This window comes from Actinomyces sp. 2119, from assembly GCF_003591215.1.
GTDB classification, from domain to species: Bacteria; Actinomycetota; Actinomycetes; order Actinomycetales; family Actinomycetaceae; genus Actinomyces; species Actinomyces lilanjuaniae.
On record NZ_QYRR01000001.1, the window covers coordinates 313,990 to 334,058 of the forward strand.

The following is a 20,069-nucleotide window of genomic DNA, read 5'->3' on the forward strand; positions in this document are numbered from 1 at the left end:
CTGAGCGCACCAGCCGCTCACACCGCGCGAGCCACCCGCTGACGCACCAGGTACACCGCCTCGATACCGCCCACGGCAAGCGCCGCCATGGCTGCGGTCACCCACCACACGCCCGGCTGGGGCCAGCTCAGGAGGAAGAAGGCACGTACCGCAGGCAGGACCACCCCCAGGACCGCCGCCACGCCCATGAGGAGCACCAGACCCAGCCGCCACCCCAGCAGCGGGCGGGCCGTCAGCGTCAGCAGCCACAGCCCGGAGGCAACCAGCACCAGCGTGACCCCGGTGGTCACCTGCGCCTCAGGAGCACCGGTCAGCGTCAACCAGGTCCAGGTCAGCAGCGTCACGGTGCCCGCCACCAGCCCCGCCGGAACCGCCAGAGTGAGGACCCGCCCCAGGAAGCCCGGCCGGTAACGCTGGTGGCTGGGTGCCAGGGCCAGGACAAAGGCAGGGACCCCGATCGTCAGTGAGGAGACGATCGTCAGCTGGCGCGGGGCAAAGGGGTAGGAGATCGCCAGCGCTGAGACCACCACCGCTATGAGCGAGGCGTAGACGGTCTTGGCCAGGAACAAGGAGGCGATGCGCTCAGTGTTGGCCATGACGCGCCGCCCCTGGGCCACGACTCCCGGAAGCGCGGAGAACTCCCCGGACAGCAGCACCAGGCGGGCCACCGCCCTGGTCGCTGGTGCCCCGTTGCCCATGGCGATGCCCAGGTCGGCCTCCTTCAGCGCCAGGGCGTCGTTGACACCGTCACCGGTCATGGCCACGACGTGCCCGCGCGACCTCAGCGCCCGCACCAGGGAGCGCTTCTGCTCCGGAGTCACCCGTCCCAAGACGGTGACCGGCTCCACCAGCTGCGCCAGGTGACCCAGGTCCTCCGCAGAGTCCTGGCCGTCCTGGGCACCCGGGTCCTGGCCGGCACCCGTTACCTCCGGCAGGTCCCGGGCGTCCACGGCGACCAGCTCTTCTCCGCCTGGTCCCCTCACCCCGGCCCTACGGGCCACCGCAGCCACCGTGGCCGGGCTGTCACCAGAGATGACCTTGACCTCCACGCCCTGATCCCGGAAGTACTCCAGGGTCTGGGCGGCATCAGGGCGGACCTCCTCCGACAGGACGACCAGCGCGCGCGGGCACAGGCCCGCAGGCAGCGCCGGCTCCTGACCGGGCACGCCGGGCTGATCACCCCACAGGTGAGGGCTGGAGGCCAGGGCCAGCACACGGGCCCCGGTCGTCGCTGCCTGGCGGACCTGCTGACGCACCTGCTCCACCAGTGGTCCCGGGGAGTCCACCTGGGCTGCGTCCAGGAGGATCTCCGGAGCACCCAGGACCCAGGTCGTCCCCTCCTCCCGCAGAGCCGACCACTTCCGTCGTGAGGAGAAGGGAACCTGGGCCTGGGGACGGGCAGCCCGGGCGACCTCCAGACCCCGGGGTCCCAGCAGCTCGGGCCTGCTGAGGCCTTCGCTGATGGCGGTGGCGCTGGCGTTGGGGTCCTCTCCCCCGCTGAGCCGGGCCAGGACCGCCAGAACCTCGGCAGCGGGCTCGTGCACCTCAGACCTGGGGGCGCCAAGGTCGTGGAGGTCGCAGACCTGCTCCAGGCGGATCCGCCCGGTCGTGATGGTGCCAGTCTTGTCCAGGCACAGGGTGTCGACCCGGGCCAGGACCTCCACCGCTGGCAGCTCTTGAACCAGGACGCTGCGGCGGGCCAGGGCCAGGGCAGCGGTGGCAAAGTTCACCGAGGTCAGCAGCACCAGGCCCTGAGGCACCATACCGACTACTCCCGCGACCGCAGGAACCACTGCCGCGCTCCAGGATCCGGAGGAAAGGGCATGGGCGAGACCTCCCTCCTCCCCGCGCAGCTGGGACCACGCCAGCAGCAGGGCCACAGGCACGATCACCCAGGAGATCCATCCCAGTACCCGGTTGGTGCCCGCCTGGAGCTCGCTGACAGCCACGGAGTACCGGCGTGCCTCACGGGCCAGACGGTGGGCGTAGGCATCGGCCCCCACCGCCGTGGCCCGGAACAGGCCGGTCCCGGCAGTCACCGTGGTTCCCGACATGACCCGGTCCCCGGTGGCCGGGCGCACCGCAGCGGACTCACCGGTAAGGATGGACTCGTCGATTTCCAGCCCCTCGCAGGACAGCACGGTGCCGTCGGCAGGGACCTGCTCTCCCGACCGCAGCCGCACGACGTCGTCGAGGACGACCTGCGCGACGGGCACCTCCTGCTGCTCGCCATCGCGCACCACCGTGGTGTGGGGAGTCTCCAGCACGGCAAGCCGGTCCAGCGCGCGCTTGGCCCGGATCTCCGCGACGGTCCCGGTGCTCGTGTTGAGCAGGAGCACGATCCCGAACAGGGCGTCTGCCCAGTGGCCGAAGACGAGGACCAGGACCAGTGCCACCCCCAGGATCGCGTTGAAGACGGTGAAGAGGTTGGCGCGCAGGATCTGGGCCACGCTGCGGGAGGTCTTCTCCTCGTAGGCGTTGGTCAGGCCGCGACGGACCCTGTCGGAGACCTCAGCGGCGCTCAGTCCCTGTGCTCCCGTCATGGTAGAGGCGCCGGCACCCACACCGGGGCCCGCAGCCGCATTGTCGCGCGCCGTGGTGGCGGAGGGTCCTGGCCCGGCCGCCCTGGAAGTCACTGCGCGCTCCTGGCGCTCTGGGCGCGACTGGTCGCCTCCGCTGGGGCGGCTGGGTCGGCGGTGCGCGAGGCCTGCCGGTGGTCCAGGTTGTCCTGCTGGGTCGAGGAAGTCGTGGCCTGGACCTGCCTGGAGTCGGTACGAGACCGGACGGCGGAGGCGACCACGGTGACCAGGACGGCGACGACGATGACCCCCAGGGACACCTGGATGCTGGGCTCGGGCACGACGTCCACCTCCCGTCCGCCGTTGATGAAGGGCACCTCGTTTGTGTGCAGCGCGTGCACGATCAGCTTGAGGCCGATGAAGCCCAGGATGGCGGCCAGGCCGTAGTGGAGGTAGGCCAGGCGGTCCAGGAGGCCGTCGATGAGGAAGTAGAGCTGGCGCAGACCCAGGAGCGAGAAGGCGTTGGCGGCGAAGACCAGGTAGGGCTGCCTGGTCAGGGAGTAGATAGCAGGGATCGAGTCCACCGCGAACATGACGTCAGCGGTCCCGATAGCGATGATGCACAGCATCATGGGGGTGATCATGGTGCGTCCGGCGTGACGGTGGACTACCTTACCGCCCACAAAGCCATCGGTCATGGGTACCACCCGGGCCACGGCCCGCACGAACCCGCTGGGCCGGTACTCCTCAGTGGCCGAGGAGTCCTCCGGGTCCTCCACGCCCTCGCGGGCCTGGGAGACAGCCGTCCACAGGAGCCAGGCGCCGAAGAAGTAGAAGACCCAGGAGAAGTTCTCGATGAGCGCGGCCCCGGCCAGGATGAACACCAGTCGCAGTACCAGGGCGATGACGATACCTGCCAGGAGTACCTCCTGCTGGTACCTGCGGGGGACCCGGAAGGAGGAGATCATGATGACAAAGACGAAGAGGTTGTCGATACTGAGCGCCTTCTCGGTGATGTAGCCCGCGAAGTACTCCGTGCCGTAGTCACCTCCCCATACGGCCCACACCACCAGGCCGAAGACCAGGGCCATGGCGATGTAGGCCACTGACCACCGGGCAGCCTCCCCTATCGTGGGCTCGTGAGGGGTACGCACGTGACCGACGATGTCGATCGCGATCATGACGAGAATAACGGCTCCCAGAGCCAGCCACCCAAGAGCGTGGACATCCACAGAATGCACCTCCGGTACGGATCGGGTACCAGAGGTCTCCTCCCGCCTCACTAGGGACAGCGTGCCCCCGGGGAGGCCTGCGACGCCGGGGCCGGGACCTGATCCGATCGCCCGTGGTGACGACGTCGCCGTTAGTGGGAGTACTCCCCTCCGCATGGTTTTGCCGTAGTCTAGCCGCCGTCTCCTCGATGTACCCGCCACCGTGGGGACAGGGAGTGTGGGGTGCACGACGCCGAGGTGTCCTGTGCCGCACGCGCGGGCACCTCACGCGAGGCCCACAGGCAGTGAGGCCGGGATGAAGCCGGGAGACCGCAGCCAGCCCCACGCATGCCGCTCAGTAGACCGGGTCGCGGTCGATAGGGCAGGTCATGCAGTGGCTGCCACCACGTCCACGACCGAGCTCGGAGGAAGGGACCTCCAGGACCTCGATACCGGCGGCTCGCAAGTTGGCGTTGACAGAGTAGTTGCGGTCATAGGCCACCACCACGCCCGGGGAGAGGGCCACGACATTGTTGCCGTCGTTCCACTGCTCGCACTCTGCGCCGTAGCGGCCTGCAGTAGAGGTGACCGGCTGCAGGTGGACGCCCAGCGCCTGGGAGACTGTACCCACGAAGTCCCCGCCGTCGTGGGTGACCCGGATGCCGCCGCGCTGGGAGTCGTCGGGACGCAGGGAGAAGACCTCCATCTCCCTGACCACGGGCTCGTAGATGTTGACCACCTCCTCCGAGCACAGCGTGAACACGGTGTCCAGGTGCATGGCGGCGCGCTCCTTGGGCATGCGGGCGGCGATGACGCGCTGCGCCGAGCCGGCCTGGAACAGCGAGCTGGCGATCCGACTGACCGCCTGGAAGGTGGAGCGCTCTCCCATTCCGACCAGGACAACCCCCTTGCCGACCGGCATGATGTCTCCGCCCTCGATAAAGGTGTAGCCCGTGTCCTCGTCCAGCGTGTTCAGCCAGGTGCGGTAGGTGTAGTCGAACAGCGGGTGGAACCTGTAGACCGCGGCCAGCAGGAGCACCTCGCGCTGGCGGGCCTCCCAGAACATGGAAGACAGCTCCACGCCGTCGTAGATCCACGCCGAGTTGTCCCGCGTGAACAGGGTGTTGGGCAAGGGAGCGATCAGCAGCTCAGGGTCGTCGCTGTTGACGTGGTAGGGGTCGATGCACGTACCGAACACGTCGGAGGGAACCTGGTCGGACACCAGCCCGCCGATGAGCAGGTCGGCGAGCTGGTCGGAGGGCATCTCCTCCATCCAGGCACGCAGGTCCTCGGCCACCCCGACCCCCATAGCAGCGTGGTTGACCCTACGGTCCAGTACGAAGGCCCGTCCCTCGGGGATGTCCAGGACGTCGGAAAGCAGGTCGTGCAGTTCCAGGACCTCCACGCCCCGCTCACGCATGAGGCTGACGAACAGGTCGTGGTCGCGCTGGGCCCTGGGCACGTCCAGGACGTCGTCGAAGAGCAGGTCGTGGCAGTTGGTCGGGGTCAGGTGCTCATGGGCACGGCCCGGCCGACACACCATGACGCGTCTGAGCGTGCCGACTTCGGACCAGACTCCGTGGCTGACGGTAGTTGCAGCAGTCGCCATGATTCTCCCTCTCGGTTCTTGTCTGTTGGCTAGCAGCGGTCAGCGTCTGTGTCTGTCTGTGTCTGTCTGTGTCTGTCTGTGGCGTCTTCGTGCACTCCCGGGACCGTGACTCGGCAACCGTGGCTCAGCGGCCCCCGCACCTGCGCGTCCTCTCCCGGTACCCCGGCACCAGGGTCGGCTCCCCCGCACAACTCACAGGCACCTCACAAGGACAGGGTCCCGCGAGCCAGGCCGTAGACCGCGTAGGCCGACGCCGCCACCAGGACGGCCACCAGGACCTGTTCCGCCCGGGTCAGGACAGGTGCCCCGCGCTCACGACGCGCCACGACGAAGAAGGGCAGGCCGACAACGTAGAAGATCGCGGTGTACAACAGGTAGACCGGGCCGGCGGCGTAGAGGAGCCACACCCCGTACAGGGTTCCGCCCAGCCCGACGAGCAGGTCCCTCCAGGCCCCGTTCCCGGCCCGCCTCGCCCGCAACGCCACCATGACCTGGTACAAGGCGGAGAGCAGGTAGGGCAGCAGGATGAGCGAGGAGGCCAGAAGAATAAGGGTGGTGTAGGTGGAGGCGTTGAAGTAGGTCCACACCAGGAAGAGCTGGACCAGCCCCATGGTCAGCCACAGGGCTGCAGCAGGCACGCCCTTGCTGCTCTCCCGGCCGAAGATCCTGGGCATGAGGCCCTCCTGGGCCGGGACTCGGACGATCTCGGCGCACATGAGGAACCAGGACAGCAGCGCCCCGACCAGGGAGACGACCAGGCCCAGGGCGATGAGCCGTGCGCCCCAGGGACCGACAGCCGCCTCCAGCACCCCGGCCAGGGAGGGATCGCCCAGGGCGGCCAGCTCAGTACGTGGCATGATCCCGTAGGACAGGATGTTGATGGCCAGCAGAAGCGCCAGCACGGAGACGAAGCCGAGGATGGTAGCCCGCCCCACGTCGGTGCGGGAGCGGGCGCGCTCAGAAAAGACAGAGGCCCCCTCCACGCCGATGAACACCCACACGGTGACCAGCATCATGCCCCGGACCTGGCTCAGCACTGAGCCCAGAGAGGGGTCGGCGGCACCCCAGAAGTCCTGGGTGAAGACGTCAAGCCGGAAGGCAAACACACCGATGACGACAAAGACGACCAGGGGCAAGACCTTGCCGACCGTCACGACCGCGTTCACGATCGATGCCTCACGTATTCCCCGCAGAATGAGCACGTGGAACAACCACATAACGACAGAGGCAATAATAATGGCCTGCGCCGTGTTTCCGTCCCCGAAACCTGGAAAAAAGACACCGAGGGACGCCATGAGCAGGACCAGATAGCCGACGTTTCCGATCCACGCCGAGACCCAGTACCCCCACGCCGAGGAGAACCCCACCAGGTTGCCGAATCCGGCCCTGGCGTACCCGTAGATCCCGGCGTCAATGTCCGGCCTGCTCAGCGCCAGGCGCTGGAAGACGAAGGCCAGCATGAGCATGCCGACCCCGGTGACGACCCAGCCCATGACAAGGGGTCCCGGGGCGGCCGCACTGGCCATCTGCTGGGGCAGGCCAAAGATCCCGCCCCCGATCATCGACCCGACGACCAGCGCCGTCAGCGCCGTCAAAGGAACCTTCTGGGCGGGGGAACGGCTCTCCGCGGCAGAAGACTCCTGCGTACTGTGTGGGCTCATGCGCGCTTCCGCTCCTCTACCAGTCTCGACCTCGACCCGGCAACCGTGTGGCAGAAATCATTGTAGGGAGAGAACCACGGAAAAGCAACGCAACACAATCATGAATATAGAACCACGACAACGAATACTATGATGAATAGTTCCAGGATACTACATTTATTTCTAGTGCTGCCGGACCGCGCCGCAATCGCCCGACGCCTTCTGGTACGCGCTACTGCGCCGCGCGCATGGATCGCAGCTCCTTCTTGAGGTCTTGCACCTCGTCGCGCAACCGTGCCGCCAGCTCAAAGTGGAGGTCCTGGGCAGCAGCGTGCATCTGCTCGGTCAGCTCAGCGACCAGGGCCTCCAGGTCCTGCTGGGCGCTGCCAGCCAGCCGCTCGCGCACAGTCGCCTCCGCCGCCTTCTTACGACGGGTACGCACCTGAGCCTCCTCGTGACCGCGGTACCCCCCGGCGAGGAGCTCGGCGGTGTCGACGTCCTCACGCGCCAGCATGTCGGTCACGTCGGCAATCCGCTTGCGCAGGGGCTGGGGGTCAATCCCGTGCTCGGTGTTGTAGGCCAGCTGCTTGGCCCGCCGCCTCTCCGTCTCCTCGATAGCCTCAGCCATAGAGGGGGTGATGTGGTCGGCGTACATGTGGACCTCACCGGAGACGTTGCGGGCAGCGCGCCCGATAGTCTGGATGAGGGAGCGGGTCGAGCGCAGGAATCCTTCCTTGTCAGCGTCCAGGATGGAGACCAGGGAGACCTCCGGCAGGTCCAGACCCTCACGCAGCAGGTTGATGCCTACTAGGACGTCAAAACTGCCCAGCCGCAGCTCGCGCAGCAGCTCGACACGGCGCAGGGTGTCCACGTCAGAGTGGAGGTACTCCACCCGCACACCCCGCTCCGCCAGGTAGGTGGTCAGGTCTTCTGCCATCCGCTTGGTCAGGGTGGTGACCAGGACCCGCTGGTCCTGCTCGGTACGCTGACGCACCTGCTCCAGCAGGTCGTCGATCTGGCCCTGGGTGGGCCTGACCACCACCTTGGGGTCCACCAGGCCAGTCGGTCGGATGATCTGCTCGACGACACCGTCGGACAGGTCCATCTCATAGTCTCCAGGAGTTGCCGACAGGTAGACGGTCTGACCGATGCGCTCACTGAACTCGTCAAAGGTGAGAGGCCTGTTGTCCAGTGCGGAGGGTAGGCGGAAGCCGTGGTCAACCAGCGTGCGCTTGCGGGAGGCATCGCCCTCGAACATGCCGCCGATCTGGGGGACGGTCACGTGGGACTCGTCGATGACGAGCAGGAAGTCCTCAGGAAAGTAGTCCAGCAGCGTGTTGGGCGGGGTACCCACCTCGCGCCCGTCGATGTGCAGGGAGTAGTTCTCCACCCCCGAGCAGGTCCCGATCTGCTGAAGCATCTCCAGGTCGTAGGTAGTGCGCATCCGCAGGCGCTGGGCCTCCAGGAGGCGCCCGTCACGCTCCAGCTCGGCCAGACGCTGGGCCAGCTCGGCCTCAATACCCTGGATCGCCTGCTCCATGCGCTCCGGCCCGGCGACGTAGTGAGAGGCGGGGAAGACGAAGACCTGGTCGGCGGTGTCGATGACATCACCGGTGACCGGGTGCAGGGTGGCCAGGGCCTCGATCTCGTCACCAAAGAGCTCGATACGGATAGCCAGTTCCTCGTACATGGGGATGATCTCCACCGTGTCGCCCCGGACCCTGAAGGTGCCACGGGTGAAGTCCGTGTCGTTGCGGGTGTACTGCATGGACACGAAGCGGCGCAGCAGGTCGTCACGGTCCACCCGGTCCCCCACGGCCAGGGGGGTCATGCGGTCCACGTACTCCTGGGGCGTACCCAGGCCGTAGATGCACGACACCGAGGAGACCACGACGACATCACGGCGGGTGAGCAGGGAGTTGGTGGCGGAGTGGCGCAGGCGCTCCACCTCGTCGTTGATGGAGGAGTCCTTTTCGATGAAGGTGTCCGTCTGGGGGACATAGGCTTCCGGCTGGTAGTAGTCGTAGTAGGAGACGAAGTACTCCACCGCGTTGCCCGGCAGCAGCTCACGGAACTCTGCGGCCATCTGGGCGGCCAGGGTCTTGTTGGGCTCCAGCACGAGCGTGGGGCGCTGGACCTTCTCCACCAGCCAGGCCGCCGTCGCGGACTTGCCAGTACCGGTGGCCCCCAGCAGCACGATGTCCTTCTCGCCGGCCTCCAGGCGCCGAGCCAGCTCAGCGATGGCGGTGGGCTGGTCGCCGCTGGGTGTGTAGGGGCTGACGACCTCGAAGGGCTTGACGGCACGGTGCAGGTCAGTGACAGGACGCATGCTCCCAAGGCTACGCGAGTGCCGCGACAGCAGGTCAGGGGGCCAGCTGCTCCTCCCACAGGGAGTCAACCTCAACGACCAGGTCCTCCAGCGTGGCGGAGTTGAGCAGGACCACGTCGGCCACGGCCCGCCGCTCAGCATCGGTCGCCTGGGAAGCGATGCGGGCCATCGCCTGCTCGGCCCCCAGTCCACGCTCGGCCAGCCGCTCCAGGCGCGTGTCCAGGTCAGCCTCCACCACGACGACGAGGTCAAACATGTCCTGCATCTGACCCTCGACAAGCAGGGGCACATCATAGACGGCCACCTGTCCCGCAGGTACCCCCTCCAGACGTGCCCAGGCCTCGGCAGCGATGAGCGGCAGCAGGATCTCCTCCAGCCTCGCACGTCGCAGCTCGTCAGCAAAGACCACCTCACCCAGCGCCGAGCGGTCTAGCGTCCCGTCCGCGGTCAGTACATCTGGGCCGAACTCCGCAACCACCTCCTCCAGGCCGTGTGTTCCCGGCTCCACTACGTCACGGGCGATGTCATCGGCCCTGACCACTGTGGCACCGTGCCCGGCCAGGAGATCGGCCACCGTGGACTTACCGGTGCCGATCCCCCCGGTCAGGCCGACACGCAGCGCTCTTCCCGGCGGGTGAGGAGGACGGATACCACGAGCCATAGACCCATGATGCCCTCCACCAGGCTCCCGGTCAGCTACGGACCAAGATAAGCCGCAACCAGGCAGTACGAAACGTGTGGGTCCCACCTGGTCGGGTGGGACCCACACGCCTTTCACCAGCGGCCGAGAACGTCGGTGAGAACCTCGCAGCGCTAGTGTCAGTTACCGGTCAGCTTCTCCCTCAGGGCAGCAAGGGCCTCGTCAGAGGCGAGAGTGCCCGAGGCCTCGGACGGTGTCGAAGAATAGGAGGTGCTGGCGGCCGCTGCGGTCGCGGCCGAGTCCTGCTCCTCCTCCATCGCCCTGGCAACCTGTGCCTTGTGAGCCTCCCAGCGAGCCAGGGCAGCGGCGTACTCCGCCTCCCAGGCCTCGCGCTGGGCCTCGTAGCCCTCAAGCCACTCGTTGGTCTCCGGGTCAAAGCCCTCTGGGTACTTGTAGTTGCCGTCCTCGTCGTACTCGGCCGCCATGCCGTACAGGGACGGGTCGAAGTCCTCCGAGACAGGGTCCACGCCCTCGTTCGCCTGCTTGAGCGACAGCGAGATGCGGCGACGCTCCAGGTCGATGTCGATGACCTTGACGAAGACCTCGTCACCGACCTTGGCGACCTGCTCCGGCACCTCAACGTGGCGCTGTGCCAGCTCAGAGATGTGGACCAGGCCCTCGATACCGTCCTCGACACGGACGAAGGCGCCAAAGGGAACCAGCTTGGTGACCTTCCCGGGCACGACCTGGCCGATAGCGTGGGTACGGGCGAAGGCCTGCCACGGGTCCTCCTGGGTGGCCTTGAGGGACAAGGAGACGCGCTCCCGGTCGAAGTCCACGTCCAGAACCTCCACGGTGACCTCGGTGCCCACCTCGACGACCTCGGAGGGGTGGTCGATGTGCTTCCAGGACAGCTCGGAGACGTGGACCAGGCCGTCCACGCCCCCCAGGTCCACGAAGGCGCCGAAGTTGACGATGGAGGACACCACGCCGGAGCGGACCTGGCCCTTCTGAAGGGTCTGGAGGAAGTTGGTGCGGACCTCCGACTGGGTCTGCTCCAGCCAGGCTCGGCGGGAGAGGACCACGTTGTTGCGGTTCTTGTCCAACTCGATGATCTTGGCCTCGAGCGAACGACCCACGTAGGGCTGGAGGTCACGGACGCGCCGCATCTCGACCAGGGAGGCAGGCAGGAATCCGCGCAGGCCGATGTCCAGGATCAGGCCGCCCTTGACGACCTCGATCACGGTACCGGTGACGACGCCGTCCTCCTCCTTGATGCGCTCGATCGTACCCCAGGCGCGCTCGTACTGAGCCCGCTTCTTGCTCAGGAGCAGACGCCCTTCCTTGTCCTCCTTCTGCAGGACCAGAGCCTCGATCTGGTCGCCGACGGCGACGATCTCGTCAGGATCGACGTCATGCTTGATGGACAGCTCGCGGGCCAGGATGACGCCCTCGGTCTTGTAGCCGATGTCGAGGAGGACCTCGTCGCGGTCGACCTTGACGACAGTGCCCTCGACGATGTCACCGTCGTCGAAGTACTTGATGGTCTCGTCGACGGCGGCGAGGATCTCCTCGGTCGCACCGATGTCGTTGACTGCGACCGGGGTGGGGCTGGGCGGAGTGGTGGTCATTGAGTGGTTGCTCCGAATACGGATAGGTGGTTCGGGTTGACAGGGACCGTGCGTCCCCCGCGCCCTGCGCCGGCCCGGACCGGCTCACGACGCGGCTGGGACCGGAGTAAAGAAGATGCCCAGGAACGCACGAAAGTACCCTATCAGCACGTGACGGAGCCGTGACTGGACTGTTCCCGTCTACGCTCCTCCGAACACGTGCAATCGCTCACATTCACGTCTACTGGCCTGCTCGGCCAGGAACAGCGCGAGGAAGACAGCAGAAGCGACACGGAGACGTAGCTGGCAGCCCGCCAGTCACGCCAGTATGTATCGGTAGAAGCACGTGTCAGTGGCTGGCAGCCCGCCAGCTGAGCCCGCTGCCGGTGGCGACGTCCAGCGGTACCGACAACTCGGCGGCCTGGCTCATCCGCTCCTGGAGCAGCTCCTTGACGGTGTCAGCCTCCCCGGCAGCCACCTCCACCACCAGCTCGTCGTGGATCTGGAGCAGCAGGCGGCTTGCGAGCCCCCCCTCAGCCAGCGCCTGGTCCACGTCGATCATGGCCTTCTTGACGATGTCGGCCGCGCTGCCCTGGATCGGGGCGTTGAGGGCCGCCCGCTCCGCCATCTCACGGCGCTGACGGCTGTCGCTGGTGAGGTCGGGCAGATAGCGGCGGCGGCCGAACATGGTCTGCGTGTAGCCGTCCCTGCGGGCCTGCTCGACCACGGACTCCAGGTAGTCGCGCACCTGTCCGAAGCGGGCGAAGTAGGCGTCCCTCAGGGCAGCGGCCTCGGCGTTGCCGATCCCGAGCTGACGGGCCAGGCCGAAGGTAGACAGCCCATAGGCCAGCCCGTAGCTCATGGCCTTGATATGGCTGCGCTGCTGGGAGGAGACCTCGGCGACCGTGGTGCCGTGCACCAGGGCAGCCACGTAGCGGTGCAGGTCCTCGCCGCTGCGGAAGGCCTCGATCAGCGCCTCGTCCCCCGACAGGTGCGCCATGATCCGCATCTCGATCTGGGAGTAGTCCGCGGTCATCAGGCACTCGTAGCCCTCCCCCACGGTGAAGGCCTCCCGGATACTCAGCCCCTCCTCGGTGCGCGCCGGGATGTTCTGCAGGTTCGGGTCCTTCGACGACAGGCGTCCGGTGGCGGCGATCGTCTGCTGGAAGGTGGTATGGATACGACCGTCAGGCTGGACCGCCTTGCGCAGACCCTCCACGGTCTGACGGAGCTTGATGGCGTCACGGTGCTCCAGGAGGTGCTCCAGGAAGGGGTGCCCCGTCCGGGCGTACAGGGCGGCCAGGGCCTCGGCATCTGTGGTGTAGCCGGTCTTGGTCCGCCTCGTACGGGGCATGTTGAGCTCGTCGAACAGCACCGTCTGGAGCTGCTTGGGACTGGAGAGGTTGAGCTCGTGGCCAGCCGCGGCGAAGGCGGCCTCGGCAGCATGGGTGACCCGGGCCTCCAGCTCGATCTCCCGGCGGGCCAAGACGGCGTCGTCCACGGCGATGCCGGTGTGCTCCATCATCGTAAGAGTTGCAGCCACAGGCATCTCCAGCCCGGTAAAGAGACCCGTGCTCTCACGCTGGGCCATCTGGGCCTCCAGGACCTCCTGGAGGCGTGGCAGGAGCCCCGCCCGGCGGGCGCTGGCCAGAGCCTCCTCAGGGAGGTGGCCGTCATCAAAGGGGCTGTCCAGGCAGCCTAGGTCCAGGGCGGTCTGGTCAGGCTGGTGCGAGCGCCCCGAGCCCGCAGGCTGGGGCAGGGGATCCGGGGAGTCCAGGGAGGAGTCCAGGTCGATGCCCAGCCAGCGCTGGGCCAGGTCCTTGACCGCGTAGGAGCGCTGCTCAGGACGGCACAGGTAGGCCGCCAGGGACGGGTCGGCCACCACACCGTCCAGACGCAGTCCGCGGGCCTCCAGCGCGTGCCAGGACCCCTTAGCGTCAGCCACGACCTTGGGTCGTGACGAATCGGCGAGCAGCCGGGCCAGGGCAGCCTCATCCTCCGGCGTGACCAGGGACGGGTCCACCACCACGGCCCTGCGGCCGTCGCTGAACGACAGCAGGGTGGTCTCCCCCAGCGTCGGCTGCAGACTGCCCACGACGTCCAGTCCCACGACCCCCGAGCCCCCCACGACACCATCCCGGGGCTGCTCGTCACTGTCGCTACTGCCGTCACTGCTATCACTATCATCAGCACCCGCACCCAGGTGCTGACGCAGCCACTGCCCCAGCGACCCCGCAGGCAGGTCGTGGCCCAGGACCGAGACCTCCAGCGCCCTGAGCGCCTCCAACGGGTCCTGCCTCCCGGTTCCCGGGCCGACACCCTCAGCACCGTCAGCACGGTCGTGGTCGTCGTCAGCCAGCGGAAGCGTACGCAGGGCGCGCTGGTGCAGCGTGCGGAACTCGAGCGCCTCGAAGACCCGAGCGAGGTCACCACGACGACTGCCGGACAGGCGAAGGTCCCTGCTCGGGCTCACGCCCAGGTCAAGGTCGGTCAGCAGCCGGTTGAGGCGGCGGTTGCGCAGCACGTCGTCCAGGTGGTCGCGCAGCGACTGCCCCGCCTTGCCCCTGATCTGGTCGGCGCTGGCGATGACACCGTCGAGGCCGTCGTATGCGGTCAGCCACTTGGCGGCGGTCTTGGGCCCCACGCCGGGAACCCCCGGCAGGTTGTCGCTGGGCTCACCCACCAGGGCCGCCAGGTGCGGGTAGCGCTGGGGCGGTACACCGTAGCGGGCCTCGACCTCCTCAGGCGTCATCCGGCGCAGCGTGGAGACCCCCTTGACCGGGTAGAGCACGGTGCAGTGCTGCGTCACCGTCTGGAAGGAGTCCCGGTCGCCCGAGCAGATGAGGACCTCCATACCCTCCCACTGGGCGGCGGTCGCCAGGGTGGCCAGGATGTCGTCGGCCTCGTAACCCGGCGCGGTCAAGGTGGGCACCCTCATGGCGCCCAGCAGCTCCTGGATCAGCTCGACCTGACCGGTCAGGGCCTGCGGGGTCTCCTCCCGGGTCCCCTTGTAGTCAGCGTACTCGCGGGTGCGGAAGGTTCCCCCGGGCAGGTCAAAGGCGACGGCGACATGGGAGGGCCTCTCGCTGTCAAGCAGAGACAGGAACATTGAGGTAAAGCCGTGGACGGCGTTGGTGACCTGGCCCGTCGAGGTAGTAAACCCGTCAGCCGGAAGGGCGTAAAAGGCCCGGAAGGCCATGGAGTGGCCGTCAACGAGCAGGAGGCGGCCGACATGGTCAGGACTATGGTCAGGACTGGTGGCGGTGGTGCTCACCGTGCCAGCCTAGGCCTATGACTGAGCATCATGACGACACCCCGGCCCGCGGCACGCCCCCGCGAGGCACCCAGGGCACCGCTGCGGCAGCCTCACCCGCCGTCGTCGGCCCCAGCGGACCGGTAGGCCAGGACACCGGAGCCTGCCTGGCCGAGGTGAGCGCGGCACCGGTCGCCTTCCCGACAGCCTCTCCCCGCCCCTACCCGGACCCGCGCCCGGCGGGCTCGGCAGTCTCCGCAGCCAGTGCCCAGCAGCCGCTCCCGGAGGAGTCGCAGGACGGGACGCTCATGGACACCCTGGCCATGGAGGTCCTGGTCCGCGGTGCCGAGCACACGGTGGTCCGCATGCCCGTGGACGGGGCGCGCCAGGTAGCCGGGTTCCTCCACGGAGGTGCCAGTGCCGCCCTGGTTGAGACCGCCGCCTCCGTGGCTGCGCGGGCGGGGGCGCCCCAGGGCAGGCTCCCGGTGGGAGCCGAACTGACGGTTAGCCATCTGCGCCCAGTCAAGGAGGGGTGGGTCACGGCACAGGCGGTCCCTGTCCACCGAGGGCGGCACACCGTGGTCTACGAGGTGAGCATCAGCGACGACCAGGGGCGGCAGGTGGCGCGCGGCAGCCTGCGCAGCCTGTTCACCTGAGCAGGAGCCGGGCGGATCAGGACTCCTTGGCTGAACCCACCTGCTCCACGACGGCGTCGGCCACCTCACGCATGGTGAGACGACGGTTCATCGAGGTCTTCTGCAGCCAACGGAACGCCTCCGGCTCGCTCAGGCCCATACGCTCCATGAGGAGGCCCTTGGCACGATCCACGCGCTTGCGCGTCTCGAAGCGCTCGGTGAGGTCGCTGATCTCGTTCTCCAGCGACACGATCTCCTCGTGGCGAGAGAAGGCCACCTCGATGGCTGGGACGAGGTCGGCCGGGGTAAAAGGCTTGACCACGTATGCCATGGCGCCTGCGGCACCAGCGCGCTCGACCAGGTCGGTCTGGGAGAAGGCAGTCAGCATGACAACGGCGCAGGAGTGCTTGTCAAGAATGCGCTCAGCAGCGGTGATGCCGTCCATGACGGGCATCTTGACGTCCATGACGCACAGGTCCGGCCTGTTCTCCTCCGCCAGGCGGACAGCCTCCTCCCCGTCAGAGGCCTCCGCCACGACCTCATAGCCTGCGTCAGTGAGCGTCTCGACAATGTCAAGGCGGATAATGGCCTCGTCCTCGGCGACGAGGACCCGGCGGGACCTGGAGAGTTCTGTGGGTTCTGGCTCGTTGCTCACAGCCGCAATCCTAGTATGATCCTGCTGATCACCTCGCAGCTGAGCGGACGGCGCGCCTCCGTAGCCCAATTGGCAGAGGCATCCGACTCAAAATCGGAGCAGTGTGGGTTCGAGTCCCACCGGAGGCACCGGGCACCGGCCACAGGGCGGTGACCTTTTTCGTTGGAACTACGCGCTCGCCCCTGGCAGACACAGGTGACTGCCCGTCCCAGGCGGTCAGCCCCACCCCAGCCCTCCAGGCTGGGACATGAGGTACTCCAGGCGCCTGGCGGTGGCAACCCGCCGAAACTGGGTCTCCTCCCTGGGGTCGATGTCGTAGCCGTCGTCCTCAACGGTGACCCCGCGGGAAGTGCCCCATACCCAGATGGTCTCTGCCGCCTGCAGCGCCGCCCGTAGCACCGCCCGCTCGTCCTTGGCACGCCACCTCAGGCCAGGGACACGCAACCCGCCGCCGTCCGCACCAATGACGTGAACGGTCGCCACCGTCCGCGCCTGCGCCCTTAGCGCCGTGACAAAGATGGAGGAACGAGACCTCGGCCACTCCAGCCGCTTGGACCACAAGCCGTTGAAGTAGGTGAGGCCCTCACGAGAGGCCACCAGACGGGCGCGCGCCCTGCTCCAGGCCCCCACCAGGAGCCCAAGGGCAGCAAGCAGGCAGGCGGCCCCGAAGGCCTGCGTCAGCGCGCCGTGTCCCATGAAGATCCTGCCGCGGCCAAAGGACTGTTCGTAGGGGTGAGTGACCAGGTAGGCTCCGTAGCCCCCGAACAGGAGGCTGAGAAGGAGGCGCCCTGTGACATCCGCGCACTCCCTGGGCCATGCCCTGAAGACCAACGAGTCCTGTCTCAGCAGGTCGTAGTCGACAGGCACGGAGTCGCTCTGGCGGCCCTCCCGGTCGGGCTCGCCCTGAAGCTGTAAGACGGTCTCTCGGGCGTACCCGCGCGCCAGCGCCCACGCCCAGAGGTCGTCAACCTCAGCCTCACCCCGCACCAGGGCCTCCTGCACGCTGTCAGCACTCACCCGCGGGGCCACCAGCCGGATACTCCCCCTCCTACCGGGCACCTCCATGGTGGCCACCCACGAGCTGCGTCCGCTGCGCGACACGTTGACCGTGAAAGCGGCTCGCGAGTCAGGCCAGGCGGTATCAGCATGGCTGAAGAAGGTGGAGGAGTGGATCCCGTCAGCGTCGAAGACGGTGCGTCGCCCCCAGGGCACCACGCCGAGGGCCAGGAAAGGAAGGCCGAGAGAGACGAGGATGGCCCCTCCGACCAGGTCTCGGTAGGTGATCAAGGTAAAACCACGACCCTCCAGCGCCACCCCCACGAGGAGGAGCAGGCTGGCGCCAAGGAGGGAGAGCGGGCTGGAGCGACGCACCAGGGAGGCGGGCAGGTCGGCAGACGCGCCACCCGGGACAGGCGGGACCACGCCGACGTCGGTCGGCCCAGCCGGGTCGCCACCGCCGAAGACCCTCAGATGGCCGGCAGGCTGGTCTGAGCCGTAGGGGGTGTCGTAGGAGGGTGCGGACACGTCGGCTCCTTCAGCAGGCACTTGCGTCACTAGTACTATCAGTGCAGCCTCGCTCCCGCAGCCGTTCCGGTCCACACAGCGAGCACCCTGCAGGCTCGGCAACCTCCATAGCCACTACCTCGGTGCGGGCCAGTCGGTCGGGGCGAGGAGGCCACCGCCCGGTTGTTGCGGTGCCCGCCCAGCAAAACAGGTCACGGCAGTGCACCAGGGCAGTGAAGGCGCCCAACTGTGCTACCCACCGGTCCGCTACGGCCCTTCGTGGCAGGCGAGTTACAGTGATGCATGCCCGACCTGCTGATCCGCAATGCGCGCATCGTCGCCTTCCGCTCCCGTCCCGTGCTCGCCGCCCTGCGTGCACGGGCTCCGCGCCCCTTCCACTCCCCGGCTGCGGAACCCCGACCCGGCCCTCCGCAGCCCCCAGGCGCCACTGGTGCGGCCAGCGCACAGACCCGCCCGGACAAGGGCGCACCGGTTACCGACATCCGTGTCACTGCGGGGCGCGTCACCCAGGTAGGCCCCGGCCTGCCCTATCACGGCGAGCAGGTCCTGGACGTGCAGGGGGCATACGTCATCCCGGGACTGTGGGACGCCCACGTCCACCTGGACCTGGAGGCGGCCAGGAGAGCACGCATCGACACCTCCGCCACCACCTGCGCCCAGGACGCGCTCGCCCTGGTGGCCCAGGCGCTTCGGAAGCACCCCCGTGAGCACCCGCCTGCCAGCGTGCAGGGCTTCGGCCACCGACTCTCCCTGTGGCCTCGGGTACCTACCGTCGCCGAGCTCGACGCCGTGTGCGGTGACGTCCCAGTCGTTCTGGTCTCCGGCGACGCCCACTCCGGGTGGCTGAGCTCGGCGGCCCTGCGCCACCTCGGACTGCCCGGAGCCACCACCAGCGACCCGGGCTCCCCGCTGACTGAGGACGCCTGGTTCTCCGTCATGGACCGCCTGGACCTCATCCCCGCAACCCGACAGCTGCGCGAGTCCGGATACCGTCAGGTGCTGGACAACCTGCTGCGCCAGGGCGTCACCGGGGTGGTGGACATGAGCTGGGCACCCAGTCCGCAGGACTGGCCGCTGCGCCTGGCTGCCATGGCTGAGGCCGGCGCCACCACGACGCTTGGGGACGGGACGTCTGCGCTTGTACCGCGTATCCGCACCGCCGTCTACCGCGACAGGCTGGACCAGTGGATCGCCGCAGGCCTGCGTACCGGGCAGGGGCTGGAGGGCTCTCCCGTGGGTGAGGACGGAGCGCCGCTACTTACCCAGGGACCGCTCAAGGTCATCGCCGACGGCTCGATGGGCACCGCCAGCGCCCACGTGCACGACCCCTACCCCGAGTCCCTGGGGCTGAGCCACACCCACGGCGTGGTCAACATTGACCGCGAGGAGCTGAGCGCCCTGATGACCCGTGCCGCACGGGCAGGGTTCGACATGGCGGTGCACGCCATCGGGGACGCCGCCGTGGACGAGGTCGCCGCCGCCTTTGCCGCCTCCGGTGCACGGGGTCGGCTGGAACACGCCCAGCTGCTGCCGCGCGACGCTGCCCAGGCTGGGACCGGGGCACTGGCCAGCCTGGTCGCGTGCGGGGTCGAGCTCTCCGTTCAGCCCGCTCACCTCCTGGACGACTGGCAGGCCGTGGAACGGGTCTGGCCCGGACGCAGGCAGCGAGTCTACGCCTTTGCCGACATGGTGGGGGCTGGCGCCCTGCTCCACCTGGGCTCGGACGCCCCAGTGGCCCCGCTGGACCCGTGGCTGGCCATGTCGGTCGCAGTCGGCAGAAGCACCCCAGACCACCAGGTGTGGTCGCCCGACCAGCGGCTTACCACCGAGGAGGCCCTGGCGGCCTCCGTGGACGGGCAGGGGCCGGTGCGCCCTGGCTCCCGCGCGGACCTGGTCGTCCTGGAGAAGGACCCGCTGAGGCTGGGTGCCGACGCGCTGGCCGCCGTGCGACCGCTGTCCACCGTGGTCGCGGGCCGGGTGCTGGCCCTGTAGGAGTGGTCCCTGGCAGTATCCAGCAGGACCGTGGCCCACTCCGACGTCATCCCCGATATCGAGCAGATCACCAGCATCAATCCCGACGTGGTCATCCGGTGGGCTGACCAGGGTGACGCCGCCACCTACATCGAGCCTATCGAGGCCGCGGGGTACCCCGTCATCGGCCTGACGTACGGAACCTAGGAGATGCTGGAGGAGTGGATAGTGGATCCAGATGTTTGCCACCCTGCTGAGGCAGGAGGAGCGTGGCGAGCAGACTCTGGATCGGATGTACCAGACGATCTCGTCCCTGGAGGCCTTTGCCACCGAGCAGGACGCCTCCCCCACGGTGCTCGTCCTGCGCTCGGCGGGAGACGAGGGCTACAACGCGGGCATGGGCTCAACCAAGGGTTACATGAACACCTGGATGACACTGTGCGGCGCAACCAACATCGGGGCCGACTCCGGTA

Annotated in this window: 13 protein-coding genes and 1 tRNA gene; 4 read left to right on the forward strand and 10 right to left on the reverse strand. The window is 68.0% G+C overall.

Annotation, left to right across the window (positions count from 1 at the left end):
- Positions 1-17 precede the first annotated feature (17 nt).
- The 8 genes from D4740_RS01245 to polA all read right to left on the reverse strand — a co-directional run bounded on the left by D4740_RS01245 (position 18) and on the right by polA (position 14,832).
- Positions 18-2,543: an HAD-IC family P-type ATPase gene (locus D4740_RS01245; RefSeq protein WP_119835253.1), complete on the reverse strand. Its 2,526-nt coding sequence runs from the start codon at positions 2,541-2,543 to the stop codon at positions 18-20.
- 89 nt (positions 2,544-2,632) lie between these two features.
- Complete coding sequence (locus D4740_RS01250; protein WP_119835107.1) at positions 2,633-3,751, reverse strand: TerC family protein; 1,119 nt, start codon at positions 3,749-3,751, stop codon at positions 2,633-2,635.
- A 334-nt stretch (positions 3,752-4,085) separates the two neighbouring features.
- Positions 4,086-5,339 (reverse strand): arginine deiminase, encoded by a 1,254-nt coding sequence (locus tag D4740_RS01255; protein ID WP_119835108.1) that lies wholly within the window; start codon positions 5,337-5,339, stop codon positions 4,086-4,088.
- 203 nt (positions 5,340-5,542) lie between these two features.
- Positions 5,543-7,000, reverse strand: a complete 1,458-nt coding sequence (gene arcD, locus D4740_RS01260; RefSeq protein ID WP_119835109.1) for an arginine-ornithine antiporter — start codon at positions 6,998-7,000, stop codon at positions 5,543-5,545.
- A 211-nt stretch (positions 7,001-7,211) separates the two neighbouring features.
- Positions 7,212-9,308 (reverse strand): excinuclease ABC subunit UvrB, encoded by a 2,097-nt coding sequence (gene uvrB, locus D4740_RS01265; RefSeq protein WP_119835110.1) that lies wholly within the window; start codon positions 9,306-9,308, stop codon positions 7,212-7,214.
- Positions 9,309-9,342: 34 nt separating this feature from the next.
- The gene (gene coaE / locus D4740_RS01270; protein WP_119835111.1) at positions 9,343-9,969 is read right to left on the reverse strand and encodes a dephospho-CoA kinase; all 627 of its coding nucleotides are present in this window, start codon (positions 9,967-9,969) and stop codon (positions 9,343-9,345) included.
- 158 nt (positions 9,970-10,127) lie between these two features.
- The gene (gene rpsA, locus D4740_RS01275) at positions 10,128-11,579 is read right to left on the reverse strand and encodes a 30S ribosomal protein S1 (RefSeq protein WP_119835112.1); all 1,452 of its coding nucleotides are present in this window, start codon (positions 11,577-11,579) and stop codon (positions 10,128-10,130) included.
- Between the two features lie 328 nt (positions 11,580-11,907).
- On the reverse strand, positions 11,908-14,832 hold the full coding sequence (gene polA, locus D4740_RS01280; RefSeq protein WP_119835113.1) for a DNA polymerase I: 2,925 nt from the start codon (positions 14,830-14,832) through the stop codon (positions 11,908-11,910).
- Between the two features lie 17 nt (positions 14,833-14,849).
- Between polA and D4740_RS01285 the strand changes: the two genes are divergently transcribed.
- Positions 14,850-15,467: a PaaI family thioesterase gene (locus D4740_RS01285; RefSeq protein WP_119835114.1), complete on the forward strand. Its 618-nt coding sequence runs from the start codon at positions 14,850-14,852 to the stop codon at positions 15,465-15,467.
- A 16-nt stretch (positions 15,468-15,483) separates the two neighbouring features.
- On the opposite strand, the gene D4740_RS01290 is transcribed toward D4740_RS01285, so the two are convergent.
- On the reverse strand, positions 15,484-16,101 hold the full coding sequence (locus D4740_RS01290; protein WP_119835115.1) for an ANTAR domain-containing response regulator: 618 nt from the start codon (positions 16,099-16,101) through the stop codon (positions 15,484-15,486).
- Between the two features lie 54 nt (positions 16,102-16,155).
- Here D4740_RS01290 and D4740_RS01295 point away from each other — a divergent pair.
- Positions 16,156-16,229 (forward strand) — tRNA-Leu (locus D4740_RS01295).
- Positions 16,230-16,317: 88 nt separating this feature from the next.
- On the opposite strand, the gene D4740_RS01300 is transcribed toward D4740_RS01295, so the two are convergent.
- Positions 16,318-17,625 carry a hypothetical protein gene (locus D4740_RS01300; protein ID WP_119835116.1) on the reverse strand — a complete coding sequence of 436 codons (1,308 nt, stop codon included), beginning with the start codon at positions 17,623-17,625 and terminating at the stop codon, positions 16,318-16,320.
- 282 nt (positions 17,626-17,907) lie between these two features.
- Here D4740_RS01300 and D4740_RS01305 point away from each other — a divergent pair, with 282 nt between their 5' ends.
- Positions 17,908-19,617 carry an amidohydrolase gene (locus tag D4740_RS01305; protein WP_119835117.1) on the forward strand — a complete coding sequence of 570 codons (1,710 nt, stop codon included), beginning with the start codon at positions 17,908-17,910 and terminating at the stop codon, positions 19,615-19,617.
- 30 nt (positions 19,618-19,647) lie between these two features.
- Complete coding sequence (locus D4740_RS12785) at positions 19,648-19,803, forward strand: hypothetical protein (RefSeq protein WP_182911297.1); 156 nt, start codon at positions 19,648-19,650, stop codon at positions 19,801-19,803.
- Positions 19,804-20,069: the final 266 nt, after the last annotated feature.